The sequence below is a fragment of the Microbulbifer sp. ABF4_143 genome, from assembly GCF_056160225.1.
In genome coordinates this window covers 1-25,564 of sequence record NZ_JBSWWT010000021.1, presented here as the reverse complement: position 1 = coordinate 25,564, position 25,564 = coordinate 1, and the positions used below count along the sequence as shown (strand labels likewise).

Sequence of the window (25,564 nt, the reverse complement as noted above, 5' to 3'; positions counted from 1 at the left end):
CAAAAAATGAAACTAACCAGTCAGGCCCAGGCGTTCGTGCTGCACTTCGGCGAGATGGGCAGCCGCTGGGGATTCAACCGCACCGTTGGGCAGATGTTTGCGCTGCTGACGATCCAGTCCGAGCCGCTGAACGCGGACCAGCTGGCGCAGGCGCTGAAGATCAGCCGCGGCAATGTCAGCATGGGGCTGAAGGAACTGCAGGCCTGGCGCCTGGTGGAGCTGCACCACCTGCCCGGGGACCGCAAGGACTACTTCACCGCCGCCGGCTCCATCTGGGACCTGGCGCGCACCGTGTTCGAGGAGCGCCGCAAGCGCGAGCTGGACCCGACCCTGACGCTGCTGCGCCAACTGCTGCTGAACGAGCCCCAGGACGAACAGGAGGCCCAGGCGCAGGAGAGAATGCGGGAGGTCTACGAGCTGCTGGAACTGCTGGACCAGTTCGCCAACACCCTGAGCCGGCTGGAGCAGAAAGATCTGCTCAAGCTGATGAAGCTGGGCTCCGGCATCAGCAGGCTGCTCGAATTCAAAGGCAAGATAAAAGGAGGTGCGCCCCAAACGAAGTGAGTTTCTGCGGTGTACGGCACACCGCAATGCCCAGACGTATCTACTCGCACCTTCAGAGTTCGGGGCCCGAAAAAATACCAGGGCCGCCACTTCCATCTTAATGGCAAGCGGAGGGTCGATTACGTCCGGAACAGCAATTACCGTTTATGTGCAGAGGTTCCCATGCTAGATACCCTGGTCCTGTCGAGGATGCAGTTCGCCGCCAACATCAGCTTCCACATCCTCTTTCCCACGATCACCATCGCCCTCGGGTGGCTGCTCTTTTTCTTCAAACTGCGCTATGACCAGACCGAAAACCCGGTGTGGATGCGGGCCTACCGATTCTGGGTCAAGGTGTTCGCGCTGACCTTCGCCCTCGGGGTCGTCAGCGGTATCACCATGTCGTTCCAGTTCGGCACCAACTGGCCCGGCTTTATGGAGCGGGTGGGTAATATCGCCGGCCCGCTGCTCGGCTACGAGGTACTGACGGCGTTTTTCCTCGAGGCGACCTTCCTCGGCATCATGCTGTTCGGCATCAAGCGGGTGCCGAGCAGGGTGCACACCTTTTCCGCGCTGGTGGTCGCCATCGGCACCACCCTGTCGGCCTTCTGGATTCTCGCGCTGAACTCCTGGATGCAGACCCCGGCGGGCTTTGAGCTGCGCGACGGTGTGGCCTACCCCAGCGACTGGCTGCAGATTATCTTCAACCCCTCCTTCCCCTACCGCCTGGCCCATATGCTGCTGGCCTCGGGGCTGACCGCGGCCTTCTTCGTCGCCGGCCTGTCCGCCTACCGCATCCTCAAAGGCGACCCAAAGAAGGCCCCGCGCCTGGCCCTGAAGACCGGCCTGGTACTGGCGGCGATACTGGCGCCGCTGCAGGTCTTCATCGGCGACCTGCACGGGCTGAATACCTTCGAGCACCAGCCGCAGAAAGTCGCCGCCATGGAGGGCGTGTGGGAGACGCAACGGGGGGCGCCGCTGCTGCTGTTTGCGATTCCCGACGAGGAGACGCGCAGCAACCACCTGCAAATCGCCCTGCCGAAAATGGCCAGCCTTATCCTGACCCACGAACTCGACGGTGAAATCAAAGGCCTGAACGAATTCGAGGGCGACCACCCGCCGGTGAAGCCCGTGTTCTTTGCCTTCCGCATCATGGTCGGCGTCGGACTGCTGATGCTCGCCGTCGCCTGGACCGGCTGCTACCTGCTGCACCGGCGCGGCGAGTTGCCCAACTGGCTGCTGAAGACACTGGTGGCGATGACCTTCTCCGGCTGGCTGGCGACACTGGCCGGCTGGTATGTCACCGAAATAGGCCGCCAGCCGTGGCTGGTGACCGGCGTGCTGAAAACCGCCGAGGCGGTCACCCCGGTGGCACCGGCCAATGTCGGCTTCTCCCTGCTGCTGTACCTGGCCGTCTACGCCATCCTGATGTGGGCCTACATCCACACGCTGCGGGTCATGGCGCGCAAGTCGGTGCATATCGAGGAGTTTGAGACCGCCGAGCCCGCCGCGGACGGCAGCCTGACCAACCTGCCCCAGTCTTCGGCCCGGGAACAAAAGTACGGAGGTGCGCAATGAGTGCAAGCGCTTTGACTGCGACAGAATGGCTGCCGGTAATTTTTGTCGGCCTGATGGGCCTGGCAGTGCTGGCCTATGCGGTGCTCGACGGCTACGACCTCGGGGTCGGCATACTGCTGCCGCTGGGGGAGGAAGACGAACCGCAGCGGGACACCATGATCGCGTCCATCGGCCCCTTCTGGGACGCCAACGAGACCTGGCTGGTACTGGCGATCGGCCTGCTGCTGATCGCCTTCCCCAGCGCCCACAGCCTGGTGCTGACGAACCTCTATATCCCGGTGGCGATGATGCTGATCGGCCTGATTATGCGCGGGGTGGCCTTCGACTTCCGCGCCAAGGCCGCGGTGGATCACAAGCTGGCCTGGGACAGGACCTTCAAGGCCGGCTCCCTGCTCACCAGCCTGACCCAGGGCTATATGCTCGGCCAGTATGTGATGGGCTTTGACAGCAGCTGGCCGGCGCAGCTGTTTTCCGCGCTGAGCGCCCTCGGCGTGACCGCGGCCTATAGCTATATCGGAGCGGCCTGGCTGATCATGAAAACCGAGGGGGATCTGCAGGGTCGCGCGATCCGTTGGACACGCGGGGCCGGGTGGGCGGCCTTTATCGGCGTGGTGGCGGTTTCCGCGGTCAACCCGCTGGTCAACCCGGGAGTCTTCGACCGCTGGTTCACATTTCCGCTGGTGATGTTTGTACTGCTGGTGCCGATGCTGTGCTTCTTCGCCTTCGCCGCCAATGAAATTCTGCTGCGGCGCCTGCCGAAGGTGGACGACCGCCACTGCTGGATTCCGTTCGTCAATGTGCTGCTGGTTTTCGTGCTGTGTTTTACCGGCCTGGCATTCAGTTTTTATCCGGACATAGTGCCGGGCAAACTCGATATCTGGCAGGCGGCCAGCGCTCCTGAGGCGCTGCGCTTCATTCTGGTCGGCGCGGTTATAGTGGTGCCGCTGATAGTGGCCTACACCGCTTTCTCCTACCGGGTCTTTCACGGCAAGGCGACGGATCTGCACTACCACTGAGCGGCCACGCGCCCGGGATCAAACAGGTCCGGCCGCGGCCTGTTTGATCGCCCGCTCGAACTAGCGGCGCAATTGCGCGGTGGCTGGGGCCTTTTCAAATTTATTTGCCGAATTTGGAACTACGCCACAAATCGGACAAGTCACCCTTGCCCCGCCCGAGCCCGACGTGAATAATTCATGACGCCAAAAGACAAGGCTTTTACACGGAAGTAAAGCGCGCAGGCGGCTGTTGGCCGCGCGCGCCAGTCGAGGTGGTTGAGTGAATCAAGTTGATCGACAGGAATCGGGCCGGCGCGACACAGCGAGTCCGCGCAAGCCGCAACGCAGGAATGGACGCGAGAAGTACGAAAAACTGCTCGACGCCCTGGAAGTCCTGATCACCGATCAGGATCCGAGCGAAGTCTCCCTCGCCAATCTGAGCCGGGTGGCCGGTGTACCCGCCGCGTCCGTTTATCATTTTTTCCCCAGTGTGGACGCCAGCCTGACCGCACTGGCCGAGCGCCACTACAAATCCTTCGGCGAAGTCCTGGACCGTTACACAGACGCGACGCCACACGGCAGCTGGCAGGCGCCGCTGTTCCAGCTCTGCGACCTGGCCCGCTCCTACTACGACGCCAATACGGCGGCGCTGAAGGTCCACTTCGGCCCCCAGTCCAGCTGGGCGCTGCGCCAGCTGCAGACGGAGCACAACCGGCGCCTGGCGGACACCCTGCTGAAAGAGCTGTCACACAGGTTCGAGCTGCCGCCGTCCCAGGACTGGGGGGAGCGCTTCCTGCTGGCCATTGCGGTCAACGACGCCTTCTGGTCCCAGTCCTACTCCCGCTTTGGATGTATCACCGCGGAGTTCGCCGCAGAGGGCAAGCGCGCCGCCGCCGCCTATCTGAAGATGTATCTGGGCGAGTTGCGCGAGCGGCACCGCGACAGCCGGCAGCTGGAAGGCAGCCCGGCCTGAGAGCCCGCGACCCACGCGTCACGGCGAACAGCGGCGGGCGGCAACAACTACACTTAGGGGTGGCATTTCCATCAAGCAATGCGGAGGTCCCCATGCCCATCGCCGCCCACGACCTGACATCGGATTTCCCCGAGTACGCAGAAACCATCCAGCGCCTGCAGCGGGAAGATCTCCAATTCAAGGAAGAAAGCGACACCTATCACAAGCTGGACAAGCAGATCCGAGGGTTGCAGGAAAGCGGCATTGCCACCGACGACGAGCACTACAACAGCCTGAAAAAGCAGCGCGCCTACCTGAAGCAGCACCTCTACCACCGCATCACCAACAGTTATTAGGGCCTGTTGACACTAATTCGATAGCCGCGTTGCCCCCCAAAACGGGCTGGGCGAGGGCGACAGTCAAATAGAGGAGGGATCATCTATTTGATTGCCGGGCTGATAAGACACCTGGACAGCCCTGGCGCCATTCTGCAGACTGGCCTTTTCCGCAAAGAGCGAGTGGCGCCATGCATCTCTACTTCACCCACGCCTCACCCTATGCGCGCAGCGCCCGCATCGTCCTGCGCGAGCAGCGCCTCCAGGAGCGGGTTCGGGAGCAAGTTTCGCACCCGTTCGACAATGCCGAGGACTTCATCGCAGCCAACCCGCTGGGCAAGGTGCCGGCCCTCGCCCTGCCAGGCGGCGAAGCGATTGTCGACAGCGAGGTGATCTGCGCCTACCTGGACAAGGCGCTCGGGGACGGCCGCCTGAGCCGGGCACAGGAGGCGGACTGGCCGCTGAAAACCCTCTACAGCGTCTGCTCCGGCCTGACCGACACCCTGGTACTGCTGCGGGTCGAGAAGGCGCGCGAACAGGAGGGGCTGCGCTCGGACTTCTGGTGGCAGCGCTACCAAAATGCGATCGCCCGCACTCTGGACTACCTGGAGGAGCGCGCCGCGCGGCTGCCGGACGCGCTGAGCCTGGTCCATATCAACCTGGGCTGCGCCCTCGCCTATCTGGACTTCCGCCACGCCGAAATCGACTGGCGCAGCGGGCGTCCGCAACTGGCGGCGCTGTCGGAAAAACTGGAAGCGCGCGAGAGTTTCGCCGCGACGACACTCACCGAATAACGCCGACGACACTGACCCCGCGTGGGGTCAGTGCTCCTGGCCGCGCAGGTGGCGGTCGAAGAAGTCCCTGATCATCGTGTACTGATGGATGCGGGTCTGCTTGCCGCGCAAACTATGCTTCTTGCCCGGGTAGGTCATCAGCTCGAACTGCTTGCCCCTGTCCTGCATCTCTTTGATCAGCTTGGTGGTGTTGGTGAACAGCACATTGTCGTCCGCCATACCGTGGTAGATCAGCAGCGCGCCCTTGAGGCCGTCCACATAGGGGAATACCGACGAGGCCTCATAGGCCTTTGCGTCGCGGGTCGGGTTGCCCATATAGCGCTCGGTGTAATGGGTGTCGTACAGGGACCAGTCGGTGACCGGCGCACCGGAAACGCCGGCCTTGAAGTAGTCGCCGGCCTTGAACATGCTCATCAGCGCCATATAGCCGCCGTAGCTGTGGCCGTAGACACCGATATTATCGCTGTCCACATAGGGCAGCGAGCGCAGGAAGCGCACCCCGGTGATCTGATCCTGCACTTCCGGCTGCCCCATGCGCTTGAAGATCGGGTTTTCGAACGCGGTGCCCCGGTGCGCGGAACCGCGGTTGTCCAGCGTAAACACGATATAGCCCTGCTGTGCCATATACTGGTTGAACGCCCTGTCCCAGCTGTTGGTCACCAGCTGCGCGTGGGGCCCTCCGTAGAGGAATACCATCACCGGGTATTTTTTCTTCGCATCGAAATTCGCCGGTTTGTACAGCCGGTAGTAGAGCTTGTGCCCCTGGGGCGCATCGATGCTGCCGAACTCCGGGACTATCCAGTCCGACTTGTACGGAAACAGCGGGTGCCCCTCGACCACGGCGTTTTCCTCCAGCCAGGTCACCTGCTCGCCGCTGGCCCGGTGCAGGCTGACCTGGGGCGGTGTGGTCGCACTGGAAAACTTGTCGATATAGCCGGAGGCGTCTTTGGCAAATTCGATACTGTGCATGCCGGCGCGCCGGGAAATTTTTTGCACGGAACCTTCGCCGTCCAGTGCCACCGCGTACAGGTGGCGCTCGAGCGGCGTATCCCTGCGGCCGGTGAAGTAGACAGTGCCTTTTTTCTCATCGACCGCCGCCAGCGCGTCCACGGCCCAGTCGCCGCTGCTCAGCTGCCGCAACAGCTTGCCGTTCAGGTCGTACAGGTACAGGTGCCTGTAGCCGTCGCGCTCGGACGACCAGATAAAGCGGTCACTGTTCTTGAGGAAGCGCAGGTCGTCGTGCAGATTGACCCAGGTATCGCTGGTCTCCGTCAGCAGCGTGCGGGTTTTGCCGCTGCCGAGGTCGAACAGGCGCAGCGCCAGCTTCTGCTGGCTGCGGTCCTGCCACTGATAGCTGAGCAGATTGTCCCGCGCCCAGTCCACCCGCGGAATATAGATATCCTCGTCTTTGCCGAGATCGACCCAGCGGGTCTGGCCGGAGGCAATATCCAGCACCCCCAGTTTGATTTTCACATTCGGGCGGCCGGCAGCGGGGTAGCGCTGCTGTATCATTTCGATGCGGTCCGCGTAGATCTCGCTGCGGGTCACCTCGTCCACCGGCGATTCGTCCACCTGCAGATAGGCGATATGCCGGTCGTCCGGCGACCACCAGTAGCCGGTCATGCGGTCCATTTCCTCCTGGGCGACGAACTCCGCCATGCCGTTTTTTATCGGGCCTTCGCCGTCGTGGGTCAGCTGGCGCTCTTCGCCGCTCTTCAGGTCGACGATAAAAATATCCTGTTCGCGGATAAAGGACACATAGCGGCCTTGCGGCGATACGCGCACATCGGTTTCGAAGTCCTCGGTTTCGGTCAGGCGCCGCGCGGACTTCTTATCCAGATCGTAGTAGTAGACATCGCCGGCGAGGGGAAACAGCAGGGATTTGCCGTCGTCGGACCAGGTGTACTCCATGATGCCGCTGCCGTAGATACGCTGGCGCTCGCGCCGCGCCTTCTCCTCATCGGACAGGATTTCCTCGCCCCGGTGCAGGGAATCGGAGTTGACCAGCATCCGGCTTTTGCCGTCTTCGATATGGTACTCCCACAGGTCGTAGCGCTCGTAGTCATCCGCGCGCCCCTTCAGGAAGGTCACGCGGCTGCCGTCCGGGGAGTACTCCAGCGCGCGCGGCGAGGTGCCGCTCAGGGCCGGGTCGGAGAATATCCTGTCGATAGTCAGCTGTTCAGCAGAACAAATGCCGGCAAATATGCCGCCGAACAATAGAAGCCATGCTCGTTTCATACCGCGTCTCTTTTTGATGGTGTCTTTCGCTTTTGCAGCTGCACGGGATTCTACAACGTAATCGCGGCGCGCGGTCCGCCGCCAGCTTCCGCGGCGCGGCCGGGGAACCTCCACGCAGCCTCCGCAGGCTCCGTACAGAGACCATGGCGTTCCCTAAACTAAAATGGACAGGTTGAATTCAATGGGCAAACACCATGAACAAACTGCCACTGCGTATCGACATAGTATCCGATGTGGTCTGCCCCTGGTGCGTGATCGGCTACCTGCGCCTGCGGCGGGCGCTGGATCAGTATACGGACCGCTTCGAAGTGGAAATTCACTGGCTGCCGTTCGAGCTGAACCCGCAGATGCCCGCCGAGGGGGAAAACCTGCGCGAGCATTTGGCGAGGAAATACGGCACCACGCCGCAGCAGAGCATCGAGGCGCGCCAGCGGCTGACGGACCTGGGCGCCGATGTCGGCTTCGCCTTCAACTACAGCGACGATATGCGCATGTACAACACCTTCAACGCGCACCAGCTGTTGCAGTGGTCGCGGGGCTATGACCGCGAGACGGCACTGAGCCTGCGGCTGTTCAACGCGTTTTTCCACGAGCGCAGGAATATCGATGATACCGAGGTGCTGGCGGGCGCCGCCGCGGACGTCGGCCTGGACCCTCAGGAGGCGCGGCAGGTGTTGCAGGACCAGGTCTACGCCGGCGCCGTGCGCGAACTGGAAAAACTGATCACCGGCCAGGGCGTCAGCGGCGTGCCGCTGTTTGTCTTCAACCGGGAGTATGCGATCGGCGGCGCCCAGGAAGTGGAAACCTTCGAACAGCAGCTGCAACAGCTGCTCGACGAACAAAATAATTAAGCTGCGGGAACAGCCGCCCCGGAATCGCCGCTATTCCGGCGCCCGCTGCGCCGGATCAATCCGCGTGCCTGAGCAGATAGTCGGCGTGGAAACGCAAATGCTGCTCGATAAAGCTGGCGATAAAGTAGTAGCTGTGATCGTAGCCGGCGTGGTGTTCCAGCTTGAGCGGATAGCCGCAGGCCTCGGCGGCCGCCTCCAGCGCGTGGGGTTTCAGCTGCTGCTCCAGGAACTGATCGTCGTCGCCCTGGGAGACCAGTATCGGCAGCCGCTCGGTAGCGCGGCCGAGCAGAACCGTCGCGTCGTAGGCCTCCCAGGCCGATTTGTCCGCGCCCAGGTAGGCACTGAAGGCCTTCTCGCCCCAGGGGCAGGCGATCGGGTTGCAGATGGGGCTGAAGGCGGAGATGGACGTATAGCGCTCCGGGTTGCGCAAGCCGATCACCAGCGCGCCGTGGCCGCCCATCGAGTGGCCGGCGATCGCGCGCCGCCCGTTGACCGGGAAATGCCGCTCGACGATATCCGGCAGCTCCTGCAGCACATAGTCGTACATGCGGTAGTGGCGCTTCCACGGATCTTCGGTCGCGTTCAAATAGAAGCCCGCCCCCTGCCCCAGATCGTATTCCGGGTCGTCGGCCACATCCTCACCGCGCGGGCTGGTGTCCGGTACCACCAGCGCTATTCCCAGCTCCGCCGCCAGGCGCTGGGCCCCGGCCTTCTGGCTGAAGTTTTCATCGGTGCAGGTAAGCCCGGAGAGCCAGTAGAGCGCCGGGAACCTGTGCCCCCGCTCCTCCTCCGCCTGCTGCGGCAGAAAGATGGCGAAGCGCATCGAGCAATTCAGTACCTGCGACTGGTGGCGATACTGCCGCTGCAGGCCGTCGAAACATTTAGTACTGCTGACCAGTTCCAGATTCATCTTCATCAGGCCTCATCGTAGTGGATCACGCTGCGGATGCTTTCGCCCCGGTGCATCAGTTCGAAGGCGTCGTTGATTTTCTCCAGCGGCATGGTGTGGGTGATGAAATCGTCCAGCCGGAACTCGCCGGCCAGATAGCGCTCCACATAATCGGGCAGTTCCGAGCGCCCCTTGACGCCGCCGAAGGCGGTGCCGCGCCAGACGCGCCCGGTCACCAGTTGGAAGGGGCGGGTGCAGATCTCCTGGCCGGCCCCGGCCACGCCGATAATCACCGACTCGCCCCAGCCCTTGTGGCAGCACTCCAGTGCCGCGCGCATCACCTTGACATTGCCGATGCACTCGAAGGAGTAGTCCACGCCGCCGTCGGTCAGCTCGACGATCACCTCCTGGATCGGCTTGTCGTAATCCTTGGGGTTGATGCAGTCGGTGGCGCCGAGTTTTTTCGCCAGATCGAATTTCGACGGGTTGATATCGATACCGATAATGCGTCCGGCGCCGGCCATGCGCGCACCGATGACCGCCGACAGGCCGATGCCGCCGAGGCCGAAGATGGCCACGCTCGCGCCCGGCTCCACCTTGGCGGTATTGATCACCGCGCCCATGCCGGTGGTGACGCCGCAGCCGAGCAGGCAGACCTCCTTCAGCGGCGCCTGTGGATTGACCTTGGCCAGCGCTATCTCCGGCAGCACCGTGTACTCGGAAAAGGTGGAAGTGCCCATGTAGTGGTAGATGGGCTTGCCGTCGATGGAGAAACGCGTGGTGCCGTCCGGCATCAGCCCCTTGCCCTGGGTCTCGCGGATCTTCTGGCACAGATTGGTCTTGCCGGACTTGCAGAATTTGCACTCTCCGCACTCGGGCGTGTAGAGCGGGATCACATGGTCACCCACCTGCACGCTGGTGACCCCCTCGCCCACCGACTCGACGATACCGCCGCCCTCGTGGCCGAGGATGGCCGGAAATACGCCTTCCGGGTCCTCGCCGGACAGGGTGAAGGCGTCGGTGTGGCAGACGCCGGTGGCCACCAGTTTGATACGCACCTCGCCCGGCTGCGGCGGCGCCACCTCGACTTCCTCGATCGAGAGCGGCTGCCCCGCCTGCCAGGCGACCGCGGCTTTACAGCGAATGGCTTCTGCAGTCATGGTTTTCTTCCCTGTGGATGGAGCATGTCTGGCGCCCAGCATAACGCGGCTGCGGATGCGCCCGCAAAGGGCAGGTTCAAATAGCGGCTACTGCTGCCGCTGACACTTGCGCCACTGCAGCGGCGAGCGCCCGTGCACGGCGCGAAATGCCTTGGAGAAGGCGCTGATATCCGTGTAACCGAGCGCGGCGGAGAGCAGGTTGATATCGACACTGGAGGCGCGCAGGTGCCAGCGCGCGGTTTCCATGCGCGCGTCCTGCAGCAGCTGTTTGAATGAGGTGCCCGCCTCGCGCAGGCGCCGCTGCAGGGTGCGCGCGGGTATATCGATCAGTTCGGCGATCTGCGGCAGCCCGTGCTGTTGCGCGCCGAGGGTCTGCAGTATCAGCGTGCGCACCTGCTGCGCTATGTCGCCCCGGTGTTCGCGGAGCAGCTGCCGGGTAAACTCGTCGAAATAGCGATCCAGGTTGGCACCCGGTTGGCGCAGCGGCAGCCGCAGTATATCGGCGTCGAACACCAGGCTGTCGCGCGCCTGCGCGAAGCGCACCTCGCAGTTGAAGAACGCCCGGTAGCGCCGCGGCGGCGACAGCGGTCCGTGGCGAAAAGTCACCAGGCGCGGGCGCACTTCCCGGCCGGCCAGATCCTGGATCAGGCGGTAGCAGGCCCCGGCGGCCAGCTCGCGGTACTGGTCGGCGTCTTCCGGCGCCTCGAAGTGCTCCAGCCGCTCGGCCACCAGTTGGCCTCCCTGGGACTGCAGGCGCCAGTGGTCCGCCTGGTTGTGCAGCACCATATAGCGGTGAGTGGCCGCCAGCGCGCCGCCCATGTCCGCGCTCTTCAGCAGCAGCTTGCCCAGGGCGCCGAGCATGCGCACGCCCTGCATCTCCGACAGGCGCAGGCCGAAGTCAGTGCAGTCGAGCTCGCGCGCACACAGGTTCAGCAGTTGGCTCAGGGTCGCGATGGGCACCAGTATATCGGGCCGGCGCACGCAGTCCGCCGGCAGGCCGACACGGGCGAGCAGTCGAGACGGATCGCCGCCGAGCTTCGGCACCAACAGGTTGAACCCCGCCAGGGCACCGCTGCGGATTTCGTAGTTCGGTTTCATCGGTGTCTGGCGCTAACCGGTTTTCTTTACGAACTTGGTCAGGATCACGATGCGCTGGCCCTCGACCCGCCCCTCGATATGCTCCGGGTTGTCCGTCAGACTGATACCGCGCACCGCGGTGCCGCGCTTGGCCACCAGGCTGCTGCCCTTCACGTCCAGATCCTTGACGATGGTGACGGTATCCCCGGCGTGCAGCTGCACGCCGTTGCAGTCCCTGTGCACCGGGGTATCGCCCGCCTCCGGCAGTGCGCCGGCCCGGGCCCAGGCCGCCAGGTCGTCGTCCAGGTAGAGCATGTCGAGCAGGTCCTGGGCCCAGGTCTCGCCGGAGAGCCGCTTCAGCAGCCGCCAGGCCATCACCTGTACCGCCGGCACCTGGCTCCACATGCTGTCGCCGAGGCAGTGCCAGTGCGCGCTGTCCAGTTGCGCCGGGTCTTGCAGCTGCGCGCGGCAGGTGTCGCACAACAGGATATCCGCGTCCCCGCGCCCCTCGGAGGCGGGCACCGCGAAGGGCGCCAGCCCGGTTTCTGCGTTGCACAGCTCGCACTTGCCGCCGCTGCGCGCCATCAATTGCCGTTCGCTGCCCATTTGGATTCTCCCCGGTAAAAGGGCGCGGATTATACGCCCTTCGCGGCCTGTACTGCGTCACTAAACGCTAATTCCGGCCGAGGCATGCCCGCATTCGCTTCTGCGGCTCCCGCTGCTGCGACTCAGCCTGGGCGCGATTCGCGCGGCGGGCGCAATAAGTGTTTCGGTATCGACGGCGAGTTACACTTTGGCGATCCAGATCTGGCCGCCATCGGCGCGGTGGTACCGGGGGGAGGAGTATCTTCAGCGGCTGGCTGCCGATAGCGCGACTACTGTAAAGCGGCCGCCGACCACTAGGGAACCTCTGAATAACTCCATAGCCTCTCTGCGGGCCCTGAAGTTGTTCAGAGGTTCCCTGGCAGGCTGTTGAAAAATACTTTTTCGACAGCCTGCCGGGGCCGGCGGCGCGGTGCGATGCCGCTTCAGTGGTGTGCGGAAACCGCCGAGGCAAAGGCCCCGCTCTGCTTGCGCCCCAGTGAGTGGGTGATATCCCCCAGGCTCAGTATGCCGACCATACGCTTCTCGCGGTTCATCACCGGCATGCGGCGCAGGTGGTGCTGTTCCATCTTGTGCACCGCGGTATTCAAGTCGTCGTCTTCCCAGCACCACTCGATACCTTCCGTCATCACGTCCCGCGCCGTCAGCGCCGACATGTCGCCGCCGCGGGCGGCGCCGCGGCAGGCGATATCGCGGTCGGTCACCATACCAATCAGCCTGTCGTTCTCGCCGATCGGCACCGCGCCTATATCCTCGTCGCGCAGAATTTTCGCCACTTCCGACAGCGGCGTATCCGGTGTACACCAGGTACACCCGTTATGCATTGCCTGTTTTACCTTCATGATTCAACTCCAACTTGTTCAGCCGGGGATGTTCGGATCACAGCAAGCACGTAAGCGCTTGATCTGATAGTGTTGATAAGTCCCCTGCTGTCGTCCTAAGCAGGGGCTGTGGCGGCAAAGCACTTTGCCTTCGATTCCGGTTGCCGGACTTTGTCAGCAACCTGTCAGTGAATTTCGATGCGCTTTCTCTGCGGCTGGCGCTCCTCGGTCTTGGGCACCTTCAATGTCAGCACGCCGTCCTTGAAGTTCGCATCTATCTCCTCTTCGCTGACATCGTCGCCCAGGTTGAAGCTGCGCATAAACTTGCCGTAGCGGCGCTCCTGGCGGATCAGCCTGCCCTCTTTCTCCTTCTTGTCCTCGCGGTGCACTTCCGCCTCCAGCGTCAGCACGCCGTTCTCCAGCGTGACGTTGATGTCGTCCTTGCTCACGCCCGGCAGTTCGGCGCTGATTTCATAGCTGTCCTTCTGCTCGCTGACGTCGATGCGCGGCGAGAAGAATCCCTCCCTGCCAACGGTGCGCGACGGTGACAGCATCTGTTCGAACATATTGTCCAGGTCCAGTAGTGAACCTCTCGGAATCAGGCTCATGGCGAAATCCTCCCAGGGGGTCTGTGAACGTCTGCGGGGCGGCGGGCCGGGGCCCGCGCCGTGCGTGAATTTTAGGGAGTGCGGCGGCGCTCGGTAGGGCAATTTGAGCGCCGAGACGGTCCGGCAAGTCACCGGGGAGGCGGCGCCTTGGGACACGCTTTATAAATAAAGCCTTCATTGAAACGGCCCCTTATACCATTTGCCCCGGGTTTCCGGCGCCTGTTTCAACTAGCATTGAAATTAGAGAAAAAGGCGAGGATTCTCTGATGGCACTAGCATGGGTCCTTGTGGCCAACCAATCACAGGCGCGGCTCTTCGAGGCCGCCAAACGCGCCGGAGATCTGCACGAGCTGGAGGGGCTTATCCATCCGGAAGCGCGTCTGAAGGGGCGCGATCTGGAGAGCGACGCCCCCGGGCGCGCCTTCGACAGCGGTGCCCTCGGGCGCCACGCGATGGGCAATTCGAGTGAACTGCACCGCCGCGCGGGGCAGAAGTTTGCGCGCGAAATCGCCCACACGCTGGAGCGCGGTCGCAAAGAGGGCCGCTATGAAAAACTCTACATAGTCGCCGAACCACAGATGGTGGGCAGCCTGCGCGACTCACTCAAGGCGCCGACCCGCGCGACCATCGCCGGGGAAATGGGCAAGAATCTGGTGAACTGCGAGGCCGAGGAGATACGCGCGCAGCTGCCGCCGTGGCTGTAGTGTTCGCCCCGCCCCCAACAACATTGACGCGGCGGTTGATTTGCATTGCGCAGCTTGCAACCATGGGCGAGGCTATTCCCCCTGCAATCAAATAGGCGCCCATTCATCCTCCTGGTGGTCGCCTTGAAATACTGGCGCAACTGCACGGAGTTGTTGGTAGGCGTCGCGGAGAGGAGGCGCTGGTATTGCAAGAGCCGGCGCCGGCCATAGCACGGGCTGCAGGCCCCGCCGATTCTGTCACACGGAAAGCGCCATGCTGAGACTCTTTGAAATCAAGCGCGGCAAGGTCATCGAACAACCCGATGGCGCGGACGTCAGCGAGCAGCAGCTGGCCGAAGTGGCCTGGGTCGACCTGCAGGAACCCGAGGAGGAAGAGCGCGAACTGCTGGAGGACCTGCTGCGCACAGAGCTGCCGGAATCGGAAGAGGTCGACGAAATCGAGGCCTCGGCGCGCTATTTTATCGACGACGCCGGGGTGCATATCCACTCCCTGTTCCTGACCCAGAGCGAGGGCCGCCACGACACAGCGACGGTGGCCTTTATCCTGCAACCGCAGCGGCTGATCACTGTGCGCGAGAGCGACCTGGCGGATTTCCGCCTGCTGCGCATGCGCGCCCGACGCGGCCAGGTGGAGGCGCGCAGCGCCCAGGAGCTGACGGTGAAGCTGTTCGAGCAGAAGGTGGAAAACCTCGCCGACGCGCTGGAGGATATCCACCTGAAGCTGGGAGAGGCCAGCTACCTGGTGCTGGAGGACGAGTCCTCGGATCTGGAGGATGCCATCGACCTGCTGGCGAAGCTGGAAGACAGCAACGGGAAGGTGCTGCTGTGCCTGATGGATACCCGGCGCTCGATCACCTTCCTGCAGCGCCATATCCAGATCGACGGCGAGCTCCACGAAAGCATCCGCGATATCGCCCGCGATATCGACACCCTGACCGCGCACACCGGCTTCCTGTTCAACAAGATCAACTTCCTGATGGACTCCACCCAGGGGTTTATCAATATCCGCCAGACCAACATCATCAAGATGTTTTCCATCGCCGCCGTGGTGTTCCTGCCGCCGACGACGGTGGCCAGCATCTACGGCATGAACTTCGAGTTCATGCCGGAGCTGAAGTGGCTGCTGGGTTATCCGTTCGCGCTGGTTTTGATCGTGCTGTCAGGCATTGCGCCCTATCTGTATTTCAAGAAGAAGGGCTGGCTGTGAGGCCCTACCACCGGAGCTGAGGCCGCAGCTGCTAAGCTTGAAGTCACGACAGTGATAATTGAGTGCCGGCCATCTGGCGCCGGGAGCCGTTGATGGGAACCACTATCGCCAAACCCTTTCACCGCAGGCAGTGGCTGAGCGTACAGCAGGCGGTCAACCACCTGAGCGCGGTGGCCGAAGAGCCCGTGACCAGCGCCGATCTGGCCGACCTGGCCGAGCAGCACCTGCTGGATCTCTACTGGTACCGGCCCGGCCAGCAGCTGGTCTACCTGGACCGCGCCGGCGGTCGCGAACTGACCGAACCGCTGCGCCTGTGCGCCGAAAACCACAGTGACTGGAGTGCCATAGTGGGGATTCTGCGCCACCGCCCGGCCCTGCCCGCCTACGAACAGGACACGCCGCTGCTGGAGGATGCCGACGGCAACCGCCTGCGGATCACCTTCGACTACCGCCAGCGCCCGGAACCCTTCAGCAGCCGCTGGTATCCCAGCTTTGCGGAACTGGTGCTCAAACTCAGCGATCTGGAGCAGCTGGAGCCGCGCCTCTTTTCCGCCCAGGATGCGGACGGCGAGTTGGCGCCAGCGCTGCTGCTCAACGTGATCTGGCAGCTGGAGCAGCTGGCCCTGGACGGCAACCACCACTCCACCACCTGGCTGGCCGAACAGCTGGCGCGGCGCTCGGGCTCCCTGGACAGGGCCGCGCTGGAGCGCGTGCTCGCGGCCGCCGAACGCGAGGGCGTGCGCGGCACCCCGCACTGATACGGCCACTCCCTGCGCTCCCCCTCCGAAGCCCTGCAACTTTTTCGATAGATTTCTCCGGCTTTTTGCGCTTTTCCGCCCGGGGGGAATTTCTATAATGAGCCGCCTATCGGAGCTGGCGCCCGCTGCGCCGGCCGGACCATTGCATTTTCAGGAGGTGAGCAATGCCCGCCAGGAACAGCGACCGGGAATACGGCTGGGTCACCATTGCCTTGCACTGGCTGATGGTGCCGGCCGTTATCGGGCTCTTCGCGCTCGGCTGGTGGATGCGCCAGCTGTCCTATTACGACCCCTGGTACCGCCAGGGACCGGAACTGCACAAGGGTATCGGCGTACTGCTGATGGGCCTGCTGCTGGTGCGGCTGCTGTGGAAACTGCGCAACCCGAGCCCGGCACCCGAGCCGGGTATGCCGCGCTGGCAAGCGCTGGCGGCGCGCCTCGCGCACGGCGCCATCTACCTGCTGCTGCTCGCCATCGGCTGTTCGGGCTACCTGATCTCCACCGCCGATGGCCGCCCCATCGAGGTGTTCGGCTGGTTCAGTCTGCCCGCCACGCTGCAGGGAATCCCGAACCAGGAGGATATCGCCGGGCAGCTGCACGAGGTGCTGGCCTGGAGCCTGATGGCGCTGGTGGCGCTGCACGCACTGGCGGCACTCAAGCACCACTTCATCGACCGCGACGCGACCCTGCGCAGGATGCTCGGGCTCGGTGCAAAAACGCCGCCGACACAAGAATCACTGTCAACCGCAACCACAAAATAGAGGAACCCCCCATGAGGAAACTTGCCATATTCCTGTTCGCCGCGCTGCTGGGCACCACCGCCCAGGCCGCGGAGTACAAGATCGACACCAAGGGCGCGCACGCCTTTATCCAGTTCCGCATCAAGCACCTGGGCTACAGCTGGCTCTACGGCCGCTTCGACGACTTCGACGGCTCCTTTTACTACGACGACAAGGCGCCGGAGAAATCCTCCGTCAACGTCAACATCGACGTGAGCAGCCTCAACAGCAACCACGCCGAGCGCGACAAGCACCTGCGCGGCCCGGACTTCCTCGATGTGGCCAAGTTCCCCACCGCCACCTTCAAGAGCACCGCCTTCGAGCCGCTCGGCGACGGCAAGGCCAAGCTCAGCGGCGAACTGACCCTGCGCGGCATCACCAAGCCGATCACCATCGACGTGACCGAGATCGGCGCCGGCAAGGATCCCTGGGGCGGCTACCGCCGCGGCTTCACCGGCACCACCGAGTTTGCGCTGAAGGATTTCGGTATCGACTACAACCTCGGCCCGGCGTCGCAGAAGGTGGAGATGATCCTGGATGTGGAAGGTATCAAGATCTAAGGAACCTCTGATTAAGTCCGTAATGTCTCTGCGGGGCTTTCAGAGGTTCCCTAACCCCGGAAACGCGGAGCTCCAGCTCCGTAGGCCCACCAGAACAAGAAAGCCCGGTAGCCTGCGGCTACCGGGCTCGGATCGCTGACAAAGTCCAACAGCCAGAATCGAAGGCAAAGTGCTAGGGCCTTTGCCGCCACAGCCCCTGCCCAGAAGCTGTTTCATAACGTAGCGAGCGGGTGGCTGGTGGTGGCCGCCGGAGCGGAGGCACCGCAGTGTACAAGTAGTACATGAGGATGCCGAGCACCGCCGGACGCCGCCAGGCGCCCGCGCAGTAGTTATGAAACAGCTTCTAGAACGACAGAGGGGCTTTTTATCGCCATGGCCGCGATCGATCTGTAAAAAATTCAGGCGTTTGCGCTACTCGGCAGCGGCTCCCGTTGCAGCCACCGTACCAAACCGAATACCGCCAGGCCGGCGAGAATGCCCGGCATTCCCTCGTAAATATGCCCGTGCCAACCGAGCCAGCGCCACAACAGCGCCGTCGCCAGGCCGATCAGGCTCATCGCGATACACACCTTCTGCGAAGGCCGCCCGCCCAGCGCCAGCACGATCAGCAGTGGCGCAAAGGCCGAGGCCAGCGCGGACCAGGAGAGCACCACCAGGCTGAACACACTCTGTTCGTTGATCAGCGCCCAGCCCACCGCCAGCGCAGTGATCGCCAGCGTGGCCAGTTTCAGCATCCAGGTTTTCTCGATGCGCTGCGGCAACAGGTCGTGGGTCAGCGCCGCGGAACAGCTCAGCACCAGCGAATCGGCGGTGGACATGGTGGCCGCAAAGACGCCGGCCAGGATCAGGCCGACGAATACCGGCGGCAGCAGCTCCATCGCCATCATCGGCAGCGCCAGTTCCGCATCGAAACTGCCCGGGTCGCTCAGCAGTATCCGCGCCAGCATGCCCACCCCGGTGGCCATGGCGTAGAAGATGCTGAACCACAGGTAGTACCACAGCCGCGCCTGCACCATGCGGTCGGCGGAGCGCAGGGCCATAAAGCGCACCATCACATGGGGCTGGCCGATCACCGACAGGCCGGCGAACAGCCAGCTCAACGCGAACAGGATGCCGCCGGCGGCGCCCGGCAACAGCAGATCCTGCGGATACCAGTTCAGGAAGCCCGGCACCGCCTCCATCGAGCGGACCGCCGCACCGACACCGCCGACCGAGCCGAGCGCCACTATCAGCAGCGTACCCATGGCCACGACCATGACCAGAGACTGGGCCGCGTCCGTCCAGATGGAGGCGCGGATACCGCCGGCGAGACAGTAGGCGGCGACGATCAGGCCGCCAATCACCGCGCCGCTCCAGACCGGCATATCCAGCAACACATAGAGCGCCTTGCTGCCCGCCACCAGCTGCGCGCTGGCGTAGGCGAGCAGGAACAGCAGCGACAGGAGCCCGGCGAGACGCTGCCAGGCGCCGAAGCGGCCCCCGCCCCAGTGGGCCAGGACTCCGGCGTAACTGGACTCGCCGGTTTCCCGCGTCGCCCGGCACAGAGATTTGTGCACCCACAGAGAGCCGAGGAAATCCCCCAGAATCCAGCCGACCATCAGCCAGATGGAGGCGAGCCCGGTGGCGTAGGTGTAGCCGATCACACCGATAAACATATAGCCGCTGTTGTTGGTGGCCACGGCGGAGAGGCCCACGAGGAAGGGCGACACATCCTGGCTGGCGAGGTAATAGTCCTTCTTGGTGCCGCGGCTTTTCAGATAGGAACTGAGGCCGACGGCCGCGAACAGGGCCAGGAAAAACAGAAAACTGATCAGCACGGTGCGATCCTCTGTCGCTGTTGTGGTTATTTAAAAGCTGTTTCATAACTACTACGCGGGCGCCTGGCGGCGTCCGACGATGCTCGGCATCCTCATGTACTACTTGTACACTGCGGTGCCTCCGCTCCGGCGGCCACCACCAGTCACCCGCTCGCTACGTTATGAAACAGCTTCTACACAAAGGGGACATCACTGCGGCGCATCCTGTACGGTCGCGGTGAACGGCTGAATACCCATCAGTTCGACAAACGGCGGGTATTCGTACAGACCTTCCAGCGCCGGATCTTCCAGCGCCTCGTCGCGGTAGGCCGACGACAGCTCCAGCGCCCTGGCCAGGTAATCGACGGCCTCCTCCCACTGCTCCAGGTGCGCGTGGGCACAGGCCAGCTGGTAGTAGGCGTTGCCGTTCTCGCCGTCGATCTCCAGCGCCTGCAGGCACAGGTTGATGGCCCACTGCGGCTCGCCCAGCTCCAGCACCGCGTCCGCCTTGTAGGTCAGGGCCTCGCAGTCGTCACCGCGCAGCGCCAGTATCTGGTCGTAGATGGCGATCTTGCCCGCCGGCGTCTGCTCGCGCCCGGCACGCAGCCACAGGGACTGCACTTCCTGGGTCAGTTCTATCTCGTCCCGGTTGTGTTCGATATGCCGGGTTTTCTCGCTGAGCTGCTCCTCGATACCGCGCAGCCGCGCCTCGTACTGGTTGACCAGCTTGGAGATTTCCTCGTTGGCGAGGCCGTGCACCTTCTCCTTGATATCGCGGATCGAGGTCCAGCCGACCAGCACCAGCAGGGAGCTGACGCCGGCGATCAGGTAAAAGAAATAGGTCACAGTGTCGGTGGCGTAGGTGATCGCCTTGTCCGCCGCGTTGATCTGGCGGTCGACAATTTTCTCAGTCAGTTCGACCCGCTGCGCGGCCATATCCGTGCGCAGCTGTTTCAGCTCGTCGAGCACATAGCGCTCGACAAACGGCGAGTAGAGCGGCGCCTGAAGCGCGTCTACCCTGTCGCGCAGCGCCGCCTCTGTCTCGTCTGCCGCCTGTTGCGCCAGTGGCTGCGCCGCCGGCGACAGCGCCAGCAGGCACAGCAGTGCCTGCAGGGTCAGGCGGCGCATATGGCCTCGCCGTGATCGTGGATCTCCACCAGCGCGTGGTGCAGGCTCTTGACCGCTTTCTCGTAATCGCTCTCATCGACCACGAACTGCATATCCACCTGGCGCATGGACTGGTGCACCGCCAGTATGCTGATACCGGACTGCGCCAGCGCCGTCACCGCGCGCGACAGCATGCCGGACACCTTCATATCGCTGCCGATGGCGGAGACCACCGCGACCTTGCGCACCTGGATATCACAGTCCGGAAACTGCTCGCTGATACAGTTGCGGATGCGCTTGACGGTTTTCAGGTTGTTGGCCAGGAAGTGGGTAATGGTGTTGGCGTTGATATCCTTGGTCACCACATTGCCCTTGAAGCGCGCGATGATGTCGTTGATGGTGCGGTCGTAGCGGGTCATGACCCCCATCATGTCCTGATCGAAACACTCCACCGCGTAGATGTTTTTGCGCCCGGCGATGATTTCCACACAGGGCGTCTCGCTGACGTAGTCGCCGGTAACCAGGGTGCCGGCGTGCTCCGGCTCGAAGGTGTTCATGATCCGCAGCGGAATCTCCCGCTGGCGCAGGCCCTTGGCGGCGCGGGGGTGAATGGCCTCCATGCCCAGATTGGCGAGCTGGTCCGCCACATCGTAGTTGGTGCGGCCGATCGGCACCGCGCGCATCTCACCCACCAGGCGCGGGTCGGCGCTGCTCAGGTGGTATTCCTTGTGGATGATCGCCTCGCAGGCCTCGGTGATCACCGCGATGCGGCTGAAGGTCATCTCGCTGTAGCCGCGAGCGAAGGTTTTCATCAGGCCCTCGCGGGTGTGCGCATAGCCGGTGACGATGGGCAGTTCCCGCCCGAGATCGATATCGGCGAAGGCGCGGCGGATGCGCTCGTCCAGATCCAGATGCTCGCCGTCGCGCCAGCCGGTCAGGTCGACGAAGCGCGCGTTGATGCCCTCGCGACGCAGAAGCTGCGCCGTGTTCCAGGCACTGTGCGCCTCGCCGAGGCTGGCGAGCATTTCGCTGACGGTGTCCAGGTGCCCCTCCAGCTCGAAGTGGCCGTGCTGGCACAGGCGCTCCAGGTCGCCGAGACAGCGTTCGGTATCTTTCAGCCGCTCGCCGATAAAGGCGTTGGCGCGCGCCAGCATCTCGGCGTCGTCGAACAGGCTCGCGTTGATTTCCTCCACCCGCTGGCGCAGGCCTTCCACCGCCTCGCTCCAGCTCTGCTCCTCCTCGGCGCCGGCAAACAGCGCGAAGATGCCCGGGCGCCCGGATTTCTTGTGTTCCAGCAACAGGTCGGTGATACCGCCGTAGGCGGAGACGACGAAGATGCGCTGGTAGACCCCCTCTTTACCGTCCCGGCCCTTTCTGAGAATGATGTTGTCCCGAACTGCGGCATAGTCGCTCATGGACGTGCCGCCGATTTTTTCCACCGTGTGACGTTTCATGGTTTCCCTGTAGACGATTTTTTCAGGCGTATTCGACGGGCGGCGCGGCGCGCCGGCCCTTCGGCGATAAAATCTGTTACTTGTTGTCGGAAACCTCTTCCGCCTCCAGCTCGTAGGCGCCTTCGGCATTGTGCACTTCCTTGCCGTGCAGCGGCGGGTTGAAGACACAGGCCATTTTCATTTCCGTTTTCGCACGCAGAATATGCTTGTCGTGCTTGTCGAGGATATAGATGGTGCCCGGCGCTATCGGGTAGACGACACCATCCTCCACCGTCTCCACCTCACCCTCGCCGGAGATGCAGTACACGGACTCCAGGTGATTCTGGTAGTGCAGGTGCAGATTCGCCCCTTCGTAGATGGTGGTGATGTGGAAGGAAAAACCCATGTTGTCATTTTTCAGCAACAGACGGGTGCTCTCCCATCCGTCGGAGACAACGCGGCGCTCGGACTTTTCGGCTTCGTGCAAATTTCTAACGATCATTGATTCTCTCTACTTCTGTTCATCGTCTGGTGGTTTGGGCCCCGCGGCAAAGGCGCGATCAGGCGGCGCCGGCGAGCAGGCGCGGCGCCTCGCTGCACTCCTCGGCGAAGAAGTCGTGCTCCTCCGGGACCTCGTTGCTCTTCAGCACTTTCGCCACCGCCGCCTCGACGATGTCCAGGCCGCGCTTGAGGTTTTCGTCGCTGATGGTAAGCGGACACAGAGTCTTCACCACATGGTCGTCGGCGCCGCTGGTTTCGATCACCAGGCCGTTGCGGAACGCCTCGCGCGTGATCTGGCTGGCCAGCTCACCGCTGACACAGTTGAGACCGCGGAACATGCCGCGCCCGCGGGTGGCCAGGTTGCCGTCGCCGTACTGCTCGACGATCGCCTCAAGGCGCTGGCCGATATAGTCGCCCTTGCGCAGCACTTCCCGCGCGAAGCTGTCGTCGCTCCAGAAGTGCTCGATGGCCGCCTTGGCGGTGACGAAGGCCAGATTGTTGCCGCGGAAGGTGCCGTTGTGTTCGCCCGGCTTCCACTGGTCCAGCTCCGGGCGCATCAGCACCACGGCAAACGGCAGGCCGTAGCCGCTCAGGGACTTGGACAGGGTGACGATATCCGGCTCGATACCGGCCTCTTCGAAACTGAAGAAGCTGCCGGTGCGGCCGCAGCCCGCCTGGATGTCGTCGACAATCAGCAGCACGTCGTGCTTGCGGCAGACGGCGGACAGGTTGCGCAGCCACTCGGTGCTGGCCGCATTGATGCCGCCCTCCCCCTGCACGGTTTCCACCAGCACCGCGGCCGGGTGGTCGACGCCCGAGGAGGAATCCGACAGCACCTTGTCCAGATAGGCGGTGGTGTCTATTTCGTCCCCGAGGTAGCCGTCGTAGGGCATGCGGGTGATGCCGCTCATGCTCACACCGGCGGCGCCGCGGTGATGGGAGTTGCCGGTGGCGGACAGAGCGCCCATGCTGCAACCGTGGAAACCGTTGGTGAATGAAATGATGTTTTCACGGCCCTTGTACTTGCGCGCGATCTTCATCGCCGCCTCCACCGCGTTGGTGCCGGTGGGGCCGGTGAACTGCATCACATAGCTCAGCCCGCGCGGCTGCAGGATTTTTTCGGCGAAGCTTTCCAGGAACTCGCGCTTGGCCTTGGTGTGCAGGTCCAGGCCGTGGGTAATGCCGTCCTCCTGGATGTACTGCATCAGCGCCTCCTTGAACAGCGGATTGTTGTGGCCGTAATTCAGGGTGCCGGCACCGGCGAGGAAATCCAGGTACTGGTTGCCCTCCTCATCGTAGAGGAATTCTCCCTGGGCCTTGTTGAACACGCGCGGGAAAGCGCGCGCATAGCTCTGCACTTCCGATTCGATCTCGTCAAAAACTTTCATATTGGCACCTTTACTTGGTGAATTGGCTATTCGCGGAAAACGCATGAAAAGGGATCAGGCCACCACTTCGGCAAAAGGCCCGATACGCAGCAGCATTTCGCTGTCGTGGCGCCCGCCGAAATGGCGTTCGCAGTCGAACATCACCGATTCGCGGCAGTCGGCGTTCAGCTTGCGCGCGAGGCCGCGGAACAGCGCCCAGGAAGCCGCGTTGTCGGGGGTGATGGTGGTTTCCAGGTGGCGCACACCTGCGCAGCCGGGGCGGCGCAGTATCTCGCGGATCATGCGCCCGGCGAGGCCGAGGCCGCGTGCCTCTGCGGCCACCGCCACCTGCCACACAAACAGGGTGTCGGGGCGCCCGGGCACCAGATAACCGGAGACGAAACCGGCGAGCTCACCGCCCACCTCGGCGGTGACACTGGTGTCGGCAAAATGGCTGGCCTGCAGCAGATTGCAGTAGAGGGAATTTTGATCCAGTGGGGGGCACTGGCTGATCAAGCGGTGCACCCGGGCACCGTCTTCACTGACCGGTCTGCGCAGCAGGATCTCCGCGCCGGAGGAGATAGGGGCGGAACCCTGCCGCGCGCTGACCTTTTCTTCGGGAGACTCTTCAGTCAGCTCTTTCGACCCCCGCTTTCGCGGCGTCGCAACGCTTGTGGCGTTCAAATCAATACCTTTAGTCATCAAATTTTCATTTAGCGCCCGAGAGACGAAACGAGCGCACCAAATCCCGGCAGATCGGGCAAACTGCCCACTTACTGCACAAATTATTTACTACTCTAAATAATTTTTTTTATAGTACTCTAAACAATCGTGAAAACGCAAGGCGGGTTCCCATGCCAGCCGGTTTGGCGATGATCAGATGCCACCACACAGATGAAACAAGCGACGGCGTTTTGCCGGAAATCCGACAGGGGGAAAACAGTGCCGACAGGAACATTTGACAAACCGCGGGCAGGCCCTAAAGTCGGCGACATCCGTTCACCCCTCCGCGCCCCGCTGGGCCCACTGATGATGGACAAGATTGAAGAAGTACTGATCACGCTGCGCCGCCTGATCCGCGCCACCGACCTGCACTCCAAGCAACTGGTGAAGACCGCCGGACTGACCGCACCGCAGCTGCTGCTGCTGCAGGCGATCCGCGAGAAAGGCCAGGTCACCATCGGCGCCCTGGCGAAGGAAATCAGCCTCAGCCAGGCCACGGTGACCACCATTCTCGACCGGCTGGAAAAGCGCGGCCTGGTCTACCGCGAGCGCTCCACCGAGGACAAGCGCAAGGTGCACGCCTACCTGACCGACAAGGGGGCGGAGATCATCCGCGATGCACCGACGCCGCTGCAGGAGCACTTCGTGCGCCAGTTTCGCGACCTGCGCGACTGGGAGCAGTCGATGATCATCTCGTCGCTGCAGCGCGTGGCTCTGATGATGGACGCGGAGCATATCGATGCCTCCCCGGTCCTCGACGTGGGCGATCTGGACCGCAAGGACAGCCGCCAGACACAGCCCGACAAGGAAGAGCCCTGAAATAGCCGCCAAGCTCCCCCGGCGGCACGGACTTTTGTCAATTGGCGCCGCCGCGGCCTCAAATCCCCTTTCGATGCTTTAGGCGCCAGCGCGGCTTGCCGACAAAAATGCCAGTCTGCGCATTCAATCATTGCATTCGCCCCGAAGATGGGTATAAATGGGCCGACAACACTAAAGCAATCGCCAAACCCAAGGTTAGCGCTTGCTTACTCAAGACAGGGCGCAACAACAACTTCAAAAGCGCCGCTAAAAAATGGTTCTTCGCAGATTGGCGTGAAAAAGTAGGCTGGCGGTTGTTGGCTGGGTAAAGTTTGGTTCGCCAAAACACAACAATCCCCGAACCAACACCGCCAGAGCCATGGATGC

General features: G+C 63.1%; 27 protein-coding genes and 2 other RNA genes. 14 read left to right on the top strand and 15 right to left on the bottom strand.

What is annotated here, in order from left to right:
* The first annotated feature begins 6 nt into the window (after positions 1 to 6).
* The 6 genes from ACXAF3_RS15080 (at position 7) to ACXAF3_RS15055 (ending at position 5,197) form a co-directional block, all read left to right on the top strand.
* Positions 7 to 564, top strand: coding sequence for a GbsR/MarR family transcriptional regulator (locus ACXAF3_RS15080; protein WP_475113144.1), 558 nt, complete (start codon positions 7 to 9; stop codon positions 562 to 564).
* Between the two features lie 162 nt (positions 565 to 726).
* Positions 727 to 2,121 (top strand): cytochrome ubiquinol oxidase subunit I, encoded by a 1,395-nt coding sequence (locus ACXAF3_RS15075; RefSeq protein WP_475113143.1) that lies wholly within the window; start codon positions 727 to 729, stop codon positions 2,119 to 2,121.
* Positions 2,118 to 3,137 carry a cytochrome d ubiquinol oxidase subunit II gene (locus ACXAF3_RS15070; protein ID WP_475113142.1) on the top strand — a complete coding sequence of 340 codons (1,020 nt, stop codon included), beginning with the start codon at positions 2,118 to 2,120 and terminating at the stop codon, positions 3,135 to 3,137. The genes ACXAF3_RS15075 and ACXAF3_RS15070 overlap by 4 nt, the downstream gene beginning before the upstream one ends.
* 259 nt (positions 3,138 to 3,396) lie before the next feature.
* Entirely contained in the window at positions 3,397 to 4,089 is a 693-nt protein-coding gene (locus ACXAF3_RS15065) for a TetR/AcrR family transcriptional regulator (RefSeq protein ID WP_475113141.1), read from the top strand.
* A gap of 92 nt (positions 4,090 to 4,181) precedes the next feature.
* Positions 4,182 to 4,424: an HP1242/YdcH family protein gene (locus ACXAF3_RS15060; protein ID WP_475113140.1), complete on the top strand. Its 243-nt coding sequence runs from the start codon at positions 4,182 to 4,184 to the stop codon at positions 4,422 to 4,424.
* Between the two features lie 170 nt (positions 4,425 to 4,594).
* Positions 4,595 to 5,197 (top strand): glutathione S-transferase N-terminal domain-containing protein, encoded by a 603-nt coding sequence (locus tag ACXAF3_RS15055; RefSeq protein WP_475113139.1) that lies wholly within the window; start codon positions 4,595 to 4,597, stop codon positions 5,195 to 5,197.
* Positions 5,198 to 5,224: 27 nt separating this feature from the next.
* Here the strand turns inward: ACXAF3_RS15055 and ACXAF3_RS15050 are convergent, their stop codons facing one another.
* A complete protein-coding gene (locus ACXAF3_RS15050; RefSeq protein ID WP_475113138.1) occupies positions 5,225 to 7,435 on the bottom strand; it encodes a S9 family peptidase in 2,211 nt (736 codons plus the stop codon).
* A 194-nt stretch (positions 7,436 to 7,629) separates the two neighbouring features.
* Here ACXAF3_RS15050 and ACXAF3_RS15045 point away from each other — a divergent pair, with 194 nt between their 5' ends.
* Positions 7,630 to 8,286 carry a DsbA family oxidoreductase gene (locus tag ACXAF3_RS15045; RefSeq protein WP_475113137.1) on the top strand — a complete coding sequence of 219 codons (657 nt, stop codon included), beginning with the start codon at positions 7,630 to 7,632 and terminating at the stop codon, positions 8,284 to 8,286.
* 55 nt (positions 8,287 to 8,341) lie between these two features.
* Here ACXAF3_RS15045 and fghA read toward each other — a convergent pair whose 3' ends face one another.
* The 6 genes from fghA to ACXAF3_RS15015 form a co-directional block, all read right to left on the bottom strand.
* Complete coding sequence (gene fghA, locus ACXAF3_RS15040; protein WP_475113175.1) at positions 8,342 to 9,196, bottom strand: S-formylglutathione hydrolase; 855 nt, start codon at positions 9,194 to 9,196, stop codon at positions 8,342 to 8,344.
* Positions 9,197 to 9,201: 5 nt separating this feature from the next.
* A complete protein-coding gene (locus ACXAF3_RS15035) occupies positions 9,202 to 10,335 on the bottom strand; it encodes an S-(hydroxymethyl)glutathione dehydrogenase/class III alcohol dehydrogenase (RefSeq protein WP_475113136.1) in 1,134 nt (377 codons plus the stop codon).
* An 87-nt stretch (positions 10,336 to 10,422) separates the two neighbouring features.
* Entirely contained in the window at positions 10,423 to 11,433 is a 1,011-nt protein-coding gene (locus ACXAF3_RS15030) for an AraC family transcriptional regulator (RefSeq protein ID WP_475113135.1), read from the bottom strand.
* Positions 11,434 to 11,445: 12 nt separating this feature from the next.
* Positions 11,446 to 12,018, bottom strand: coding sequence for a PhnA domain-containing protein (locus ACXAF3_RS15025; RefSeq protein WP_475113134.1), 573 nt, complete (start codon positions 12,016 to 12,018; stop codon positions 11,446 to 11,448).
* A gap of 422 nt (positions 12,019 to 12,440) precedes the next feature.
* The gene (locus ACXAF3_RS15020) at positions 12,441 to 12,839 is read right to left on the bottom strand and encodes a CBS domain-containing protein (protein WP_475113133.1); all 399 of its coding nucleotides are present in this window, start codon (positions 12,837 to 12,839) and stop codon (positions 12,441 to 12,443) included.
* Positions 12,840 to 13,021: 182 nt separating this feature from the next.
* A complete protein-coding gene (locus tag ACXAF3_RS15015; protein WP_475113132.1) occupies positions 13,022 to 13,444 on the bottom strand; it encodes an Hsp20/alpha crystallin family protein in 423 nt (140 codons plus the stop codon).
* Between the two features lie 266 nt (positions 13,445 to 13,710).
* Here ACXAF3_RS15015 and ACXAF3_RS15010 point away from each other — a divergent pair, with 266 nt between their 5' ends.
* The 5 genes from ACXAF3_RS15010 to ACXAF3_RS14990 all read left to right on the top strand — a co-directional run bounded on the left by ACXAF3_RS15010 (position 13,711) and on the right by ACXAF3_RS14990 (position 17,452).
* Positions 13,711 to 14,148, top strand: coding sequence for a host attachment protein (locus ACXAF3_RS15010; RefSeq protein WP_475113131.1), 438 nt, complete (start codon positions 13,711 to 13,713; stop codon positions 14,146 to 14,148).
* Positions 14,149 to 14,401: 253 nt separating this feature from the next.
* The gene (gene corA / locus ACXAF3_RS15005) at positions 14,402 to 15,355 is read left to right on the top strand and encodes a magnesium/cobalt transporter CorA (RefSeq protein ID WP_475113130.1); all 954 of its coding nucleotides are present in this window, start codon (positions 14,402 to 14,404) and stop codon (positions 15,353 to 15,355) included.
* 92 nt (positions 15,356 to 15,447) lie between these two features.
* Positions 15,448 to 16,113 (top strand): hypothetical protein, encoded by a 666-nt coding sequence (locus ACXAF3_RS15000; protein ID WP_475113129.1) that lies wholly within the window; start codon positions 15,448 to 15,450, stop codon positions 16,111 to 16,113.
* Positions 16,114 to 16,277: 164 nt separating this feature from the next.
* Entirely contained in the window at positions 16,278 to 16,874 is a 597-nt protein-coding gene (locus tag ACXAF3_RS14995) for a cytochrome b (protein ID WP_475113128.1), read from the top strand.
* An 11-nt stretch (positions 16,875 to 16,885) separates the two neighbouring features.
* Positions 16,886 to 17,452 (top strand): YceI family protein, encoded by a 567-nt coding sequence (locus tag ACXAF3_RS14990; RefSeq protein ID WP_475113127.1) that lies wholly within the window; start codon positions 16,886 to 16,888, stop codon positions 17,450 to 17,452.
* Positions 17,453 to 17,657: 205 nt separating this feature from the next.
* Here the strand turns inward: ACXAF3_RS14990 and ACXAF3_RS14985 are convergent.
* Together ACXAF3_RS14985 and ACXAF3_RS14980 are read right to left on the bottom strand one after the other, a co-directional pair.
* Positions 17,658 to 17,735, bottom strand: a non-coding RNA gene (locus tag ACXAF3_RS14985) — sX9 sRNA.
* Between the two features lie 115 nt (positions 17,736 to 17,850).
* Positions 17,851 to 19,269 carry a sodium/proline symporter gene (locus ACXAF3_RS14980; RefSeq protein WP_475113126.1) on the bottom strand — a complete coding sequence of 473 codons (1,419 nt, stop codon included), beginning with the start codon at positions 19,267 to 19,269 and terminating at the stop codon, positions 17,851 to 17,853.
* Between the two features lie 94 nt (positions 19,270 to 19,363).
* Here ACXAF3_RS14980 and ACXAF3_RS14975 point away from each other — a divergent pair.
* Positions 19,364 to 19,441, top strand: a non-coding RNA gene (locus ACXAF3_RS14975) — sX9 sRNA.
* Between the two features lie 17 nt (positions 19,442 to 19,458).
* On the opposite strand, the gene ACXAF3_RS14970 is transcribed toward ACXAF3_RS14975, so the two are convergent.
* The 5 genes from ACXAF3_RS14970 to ectA form a co-directional block, all read right to left on the bottom strand.
* Entirely contained in the window at positions 19,459 to 20,376 is a 918-nt protein-coding gene (locus tag ACXAF3_RS14970; RefSeq protein ID WP_475113125.1) for a TPR end-of-group domain-containing protein, read from the bottom strand.
* Entirely contained in the window at positions 20,364 to 21,809 is a 1,446-nt protein-coding gene (locus ACXAF3_RS14965) for an aspartate kinase (RefSeq protein ID WP_475113124.1), read from the bottom strand. The genes ACXAF3_RS14970 and ACXAF3_RS14965 overlap by 13 nt, the downstream gene beginning before the upstream one ends.
* Before the next feature lie 76 nt (positions 21,810 to 21,885).
* Entirely contained in the window at positions 21,886 to 22,290 is a 405-nt protein-coding gene (locus tag ACXAF3_RS14960; RefSeq protein WP_475113123.1) for an ectoine synthase, read from the bottom strand.
* Positions 22,291 to 22,348: 58 nt separating this feature from the next.
* The gene (gene ectB, locus ACXAF3_RS14955) at positions 22,349 to 23,677 is read right to left on the bottom strand and encodes a diaminobutyrate--2-oxoglutarate transaminase (protein WP_475113122.1); all 1,329 of its coding nucleotides are present in this window, start codon (positions 23,675 to 23,677) and stop codon (positions 22,349 to 22,351) included.
* Between the two features lie 54 nt (positions 23,678 to 23,731).
* Positions 23,732 to 24,358 carry a diaminobutyrate acetyltransferase gene (gene ectA / locus ACXAF3_RS14950; protein WP_475113121.1) on the bottom strand — a complete coding sequence of 209 codons (627 nt, stop codon included), beginning with the start codon at positions 24,356 to 24,358 and terminating at the stop codon, positions 23,732 to 23,734.
* Positions 24,359 to 24,688: 330 nt separating this feature from the next.
* Here ectA and ACXAF3_RS14945 point away from each other — a divergent pair, with 330 nt between their 5' ends.
* Positions 24,689 to 25,198, top strand: coding sequence for a MarR family winged helix-turn-helix transcriptional regulator (locus ACXAF3_RS14945; protein WP_475113174.1), 510 nt, complete (start codon positions 24,689 to 24,691; stop codon positions 25,196 to 25,198).
* A 127-nt stretch (positions 25,199 to 25,325) separates the two neighbouring features.
* Here ACXAF3_RS14945 and ACXAF3_RS14940 read toward each other — a convergent pair.
* Positions 25,326 to 25,564: hypothetical protein (locus ACXAF3_RS14940; protein WP_475113120.1), on the bottom strand; the 239-nt coding region annotated here is incomplete at its 5' end.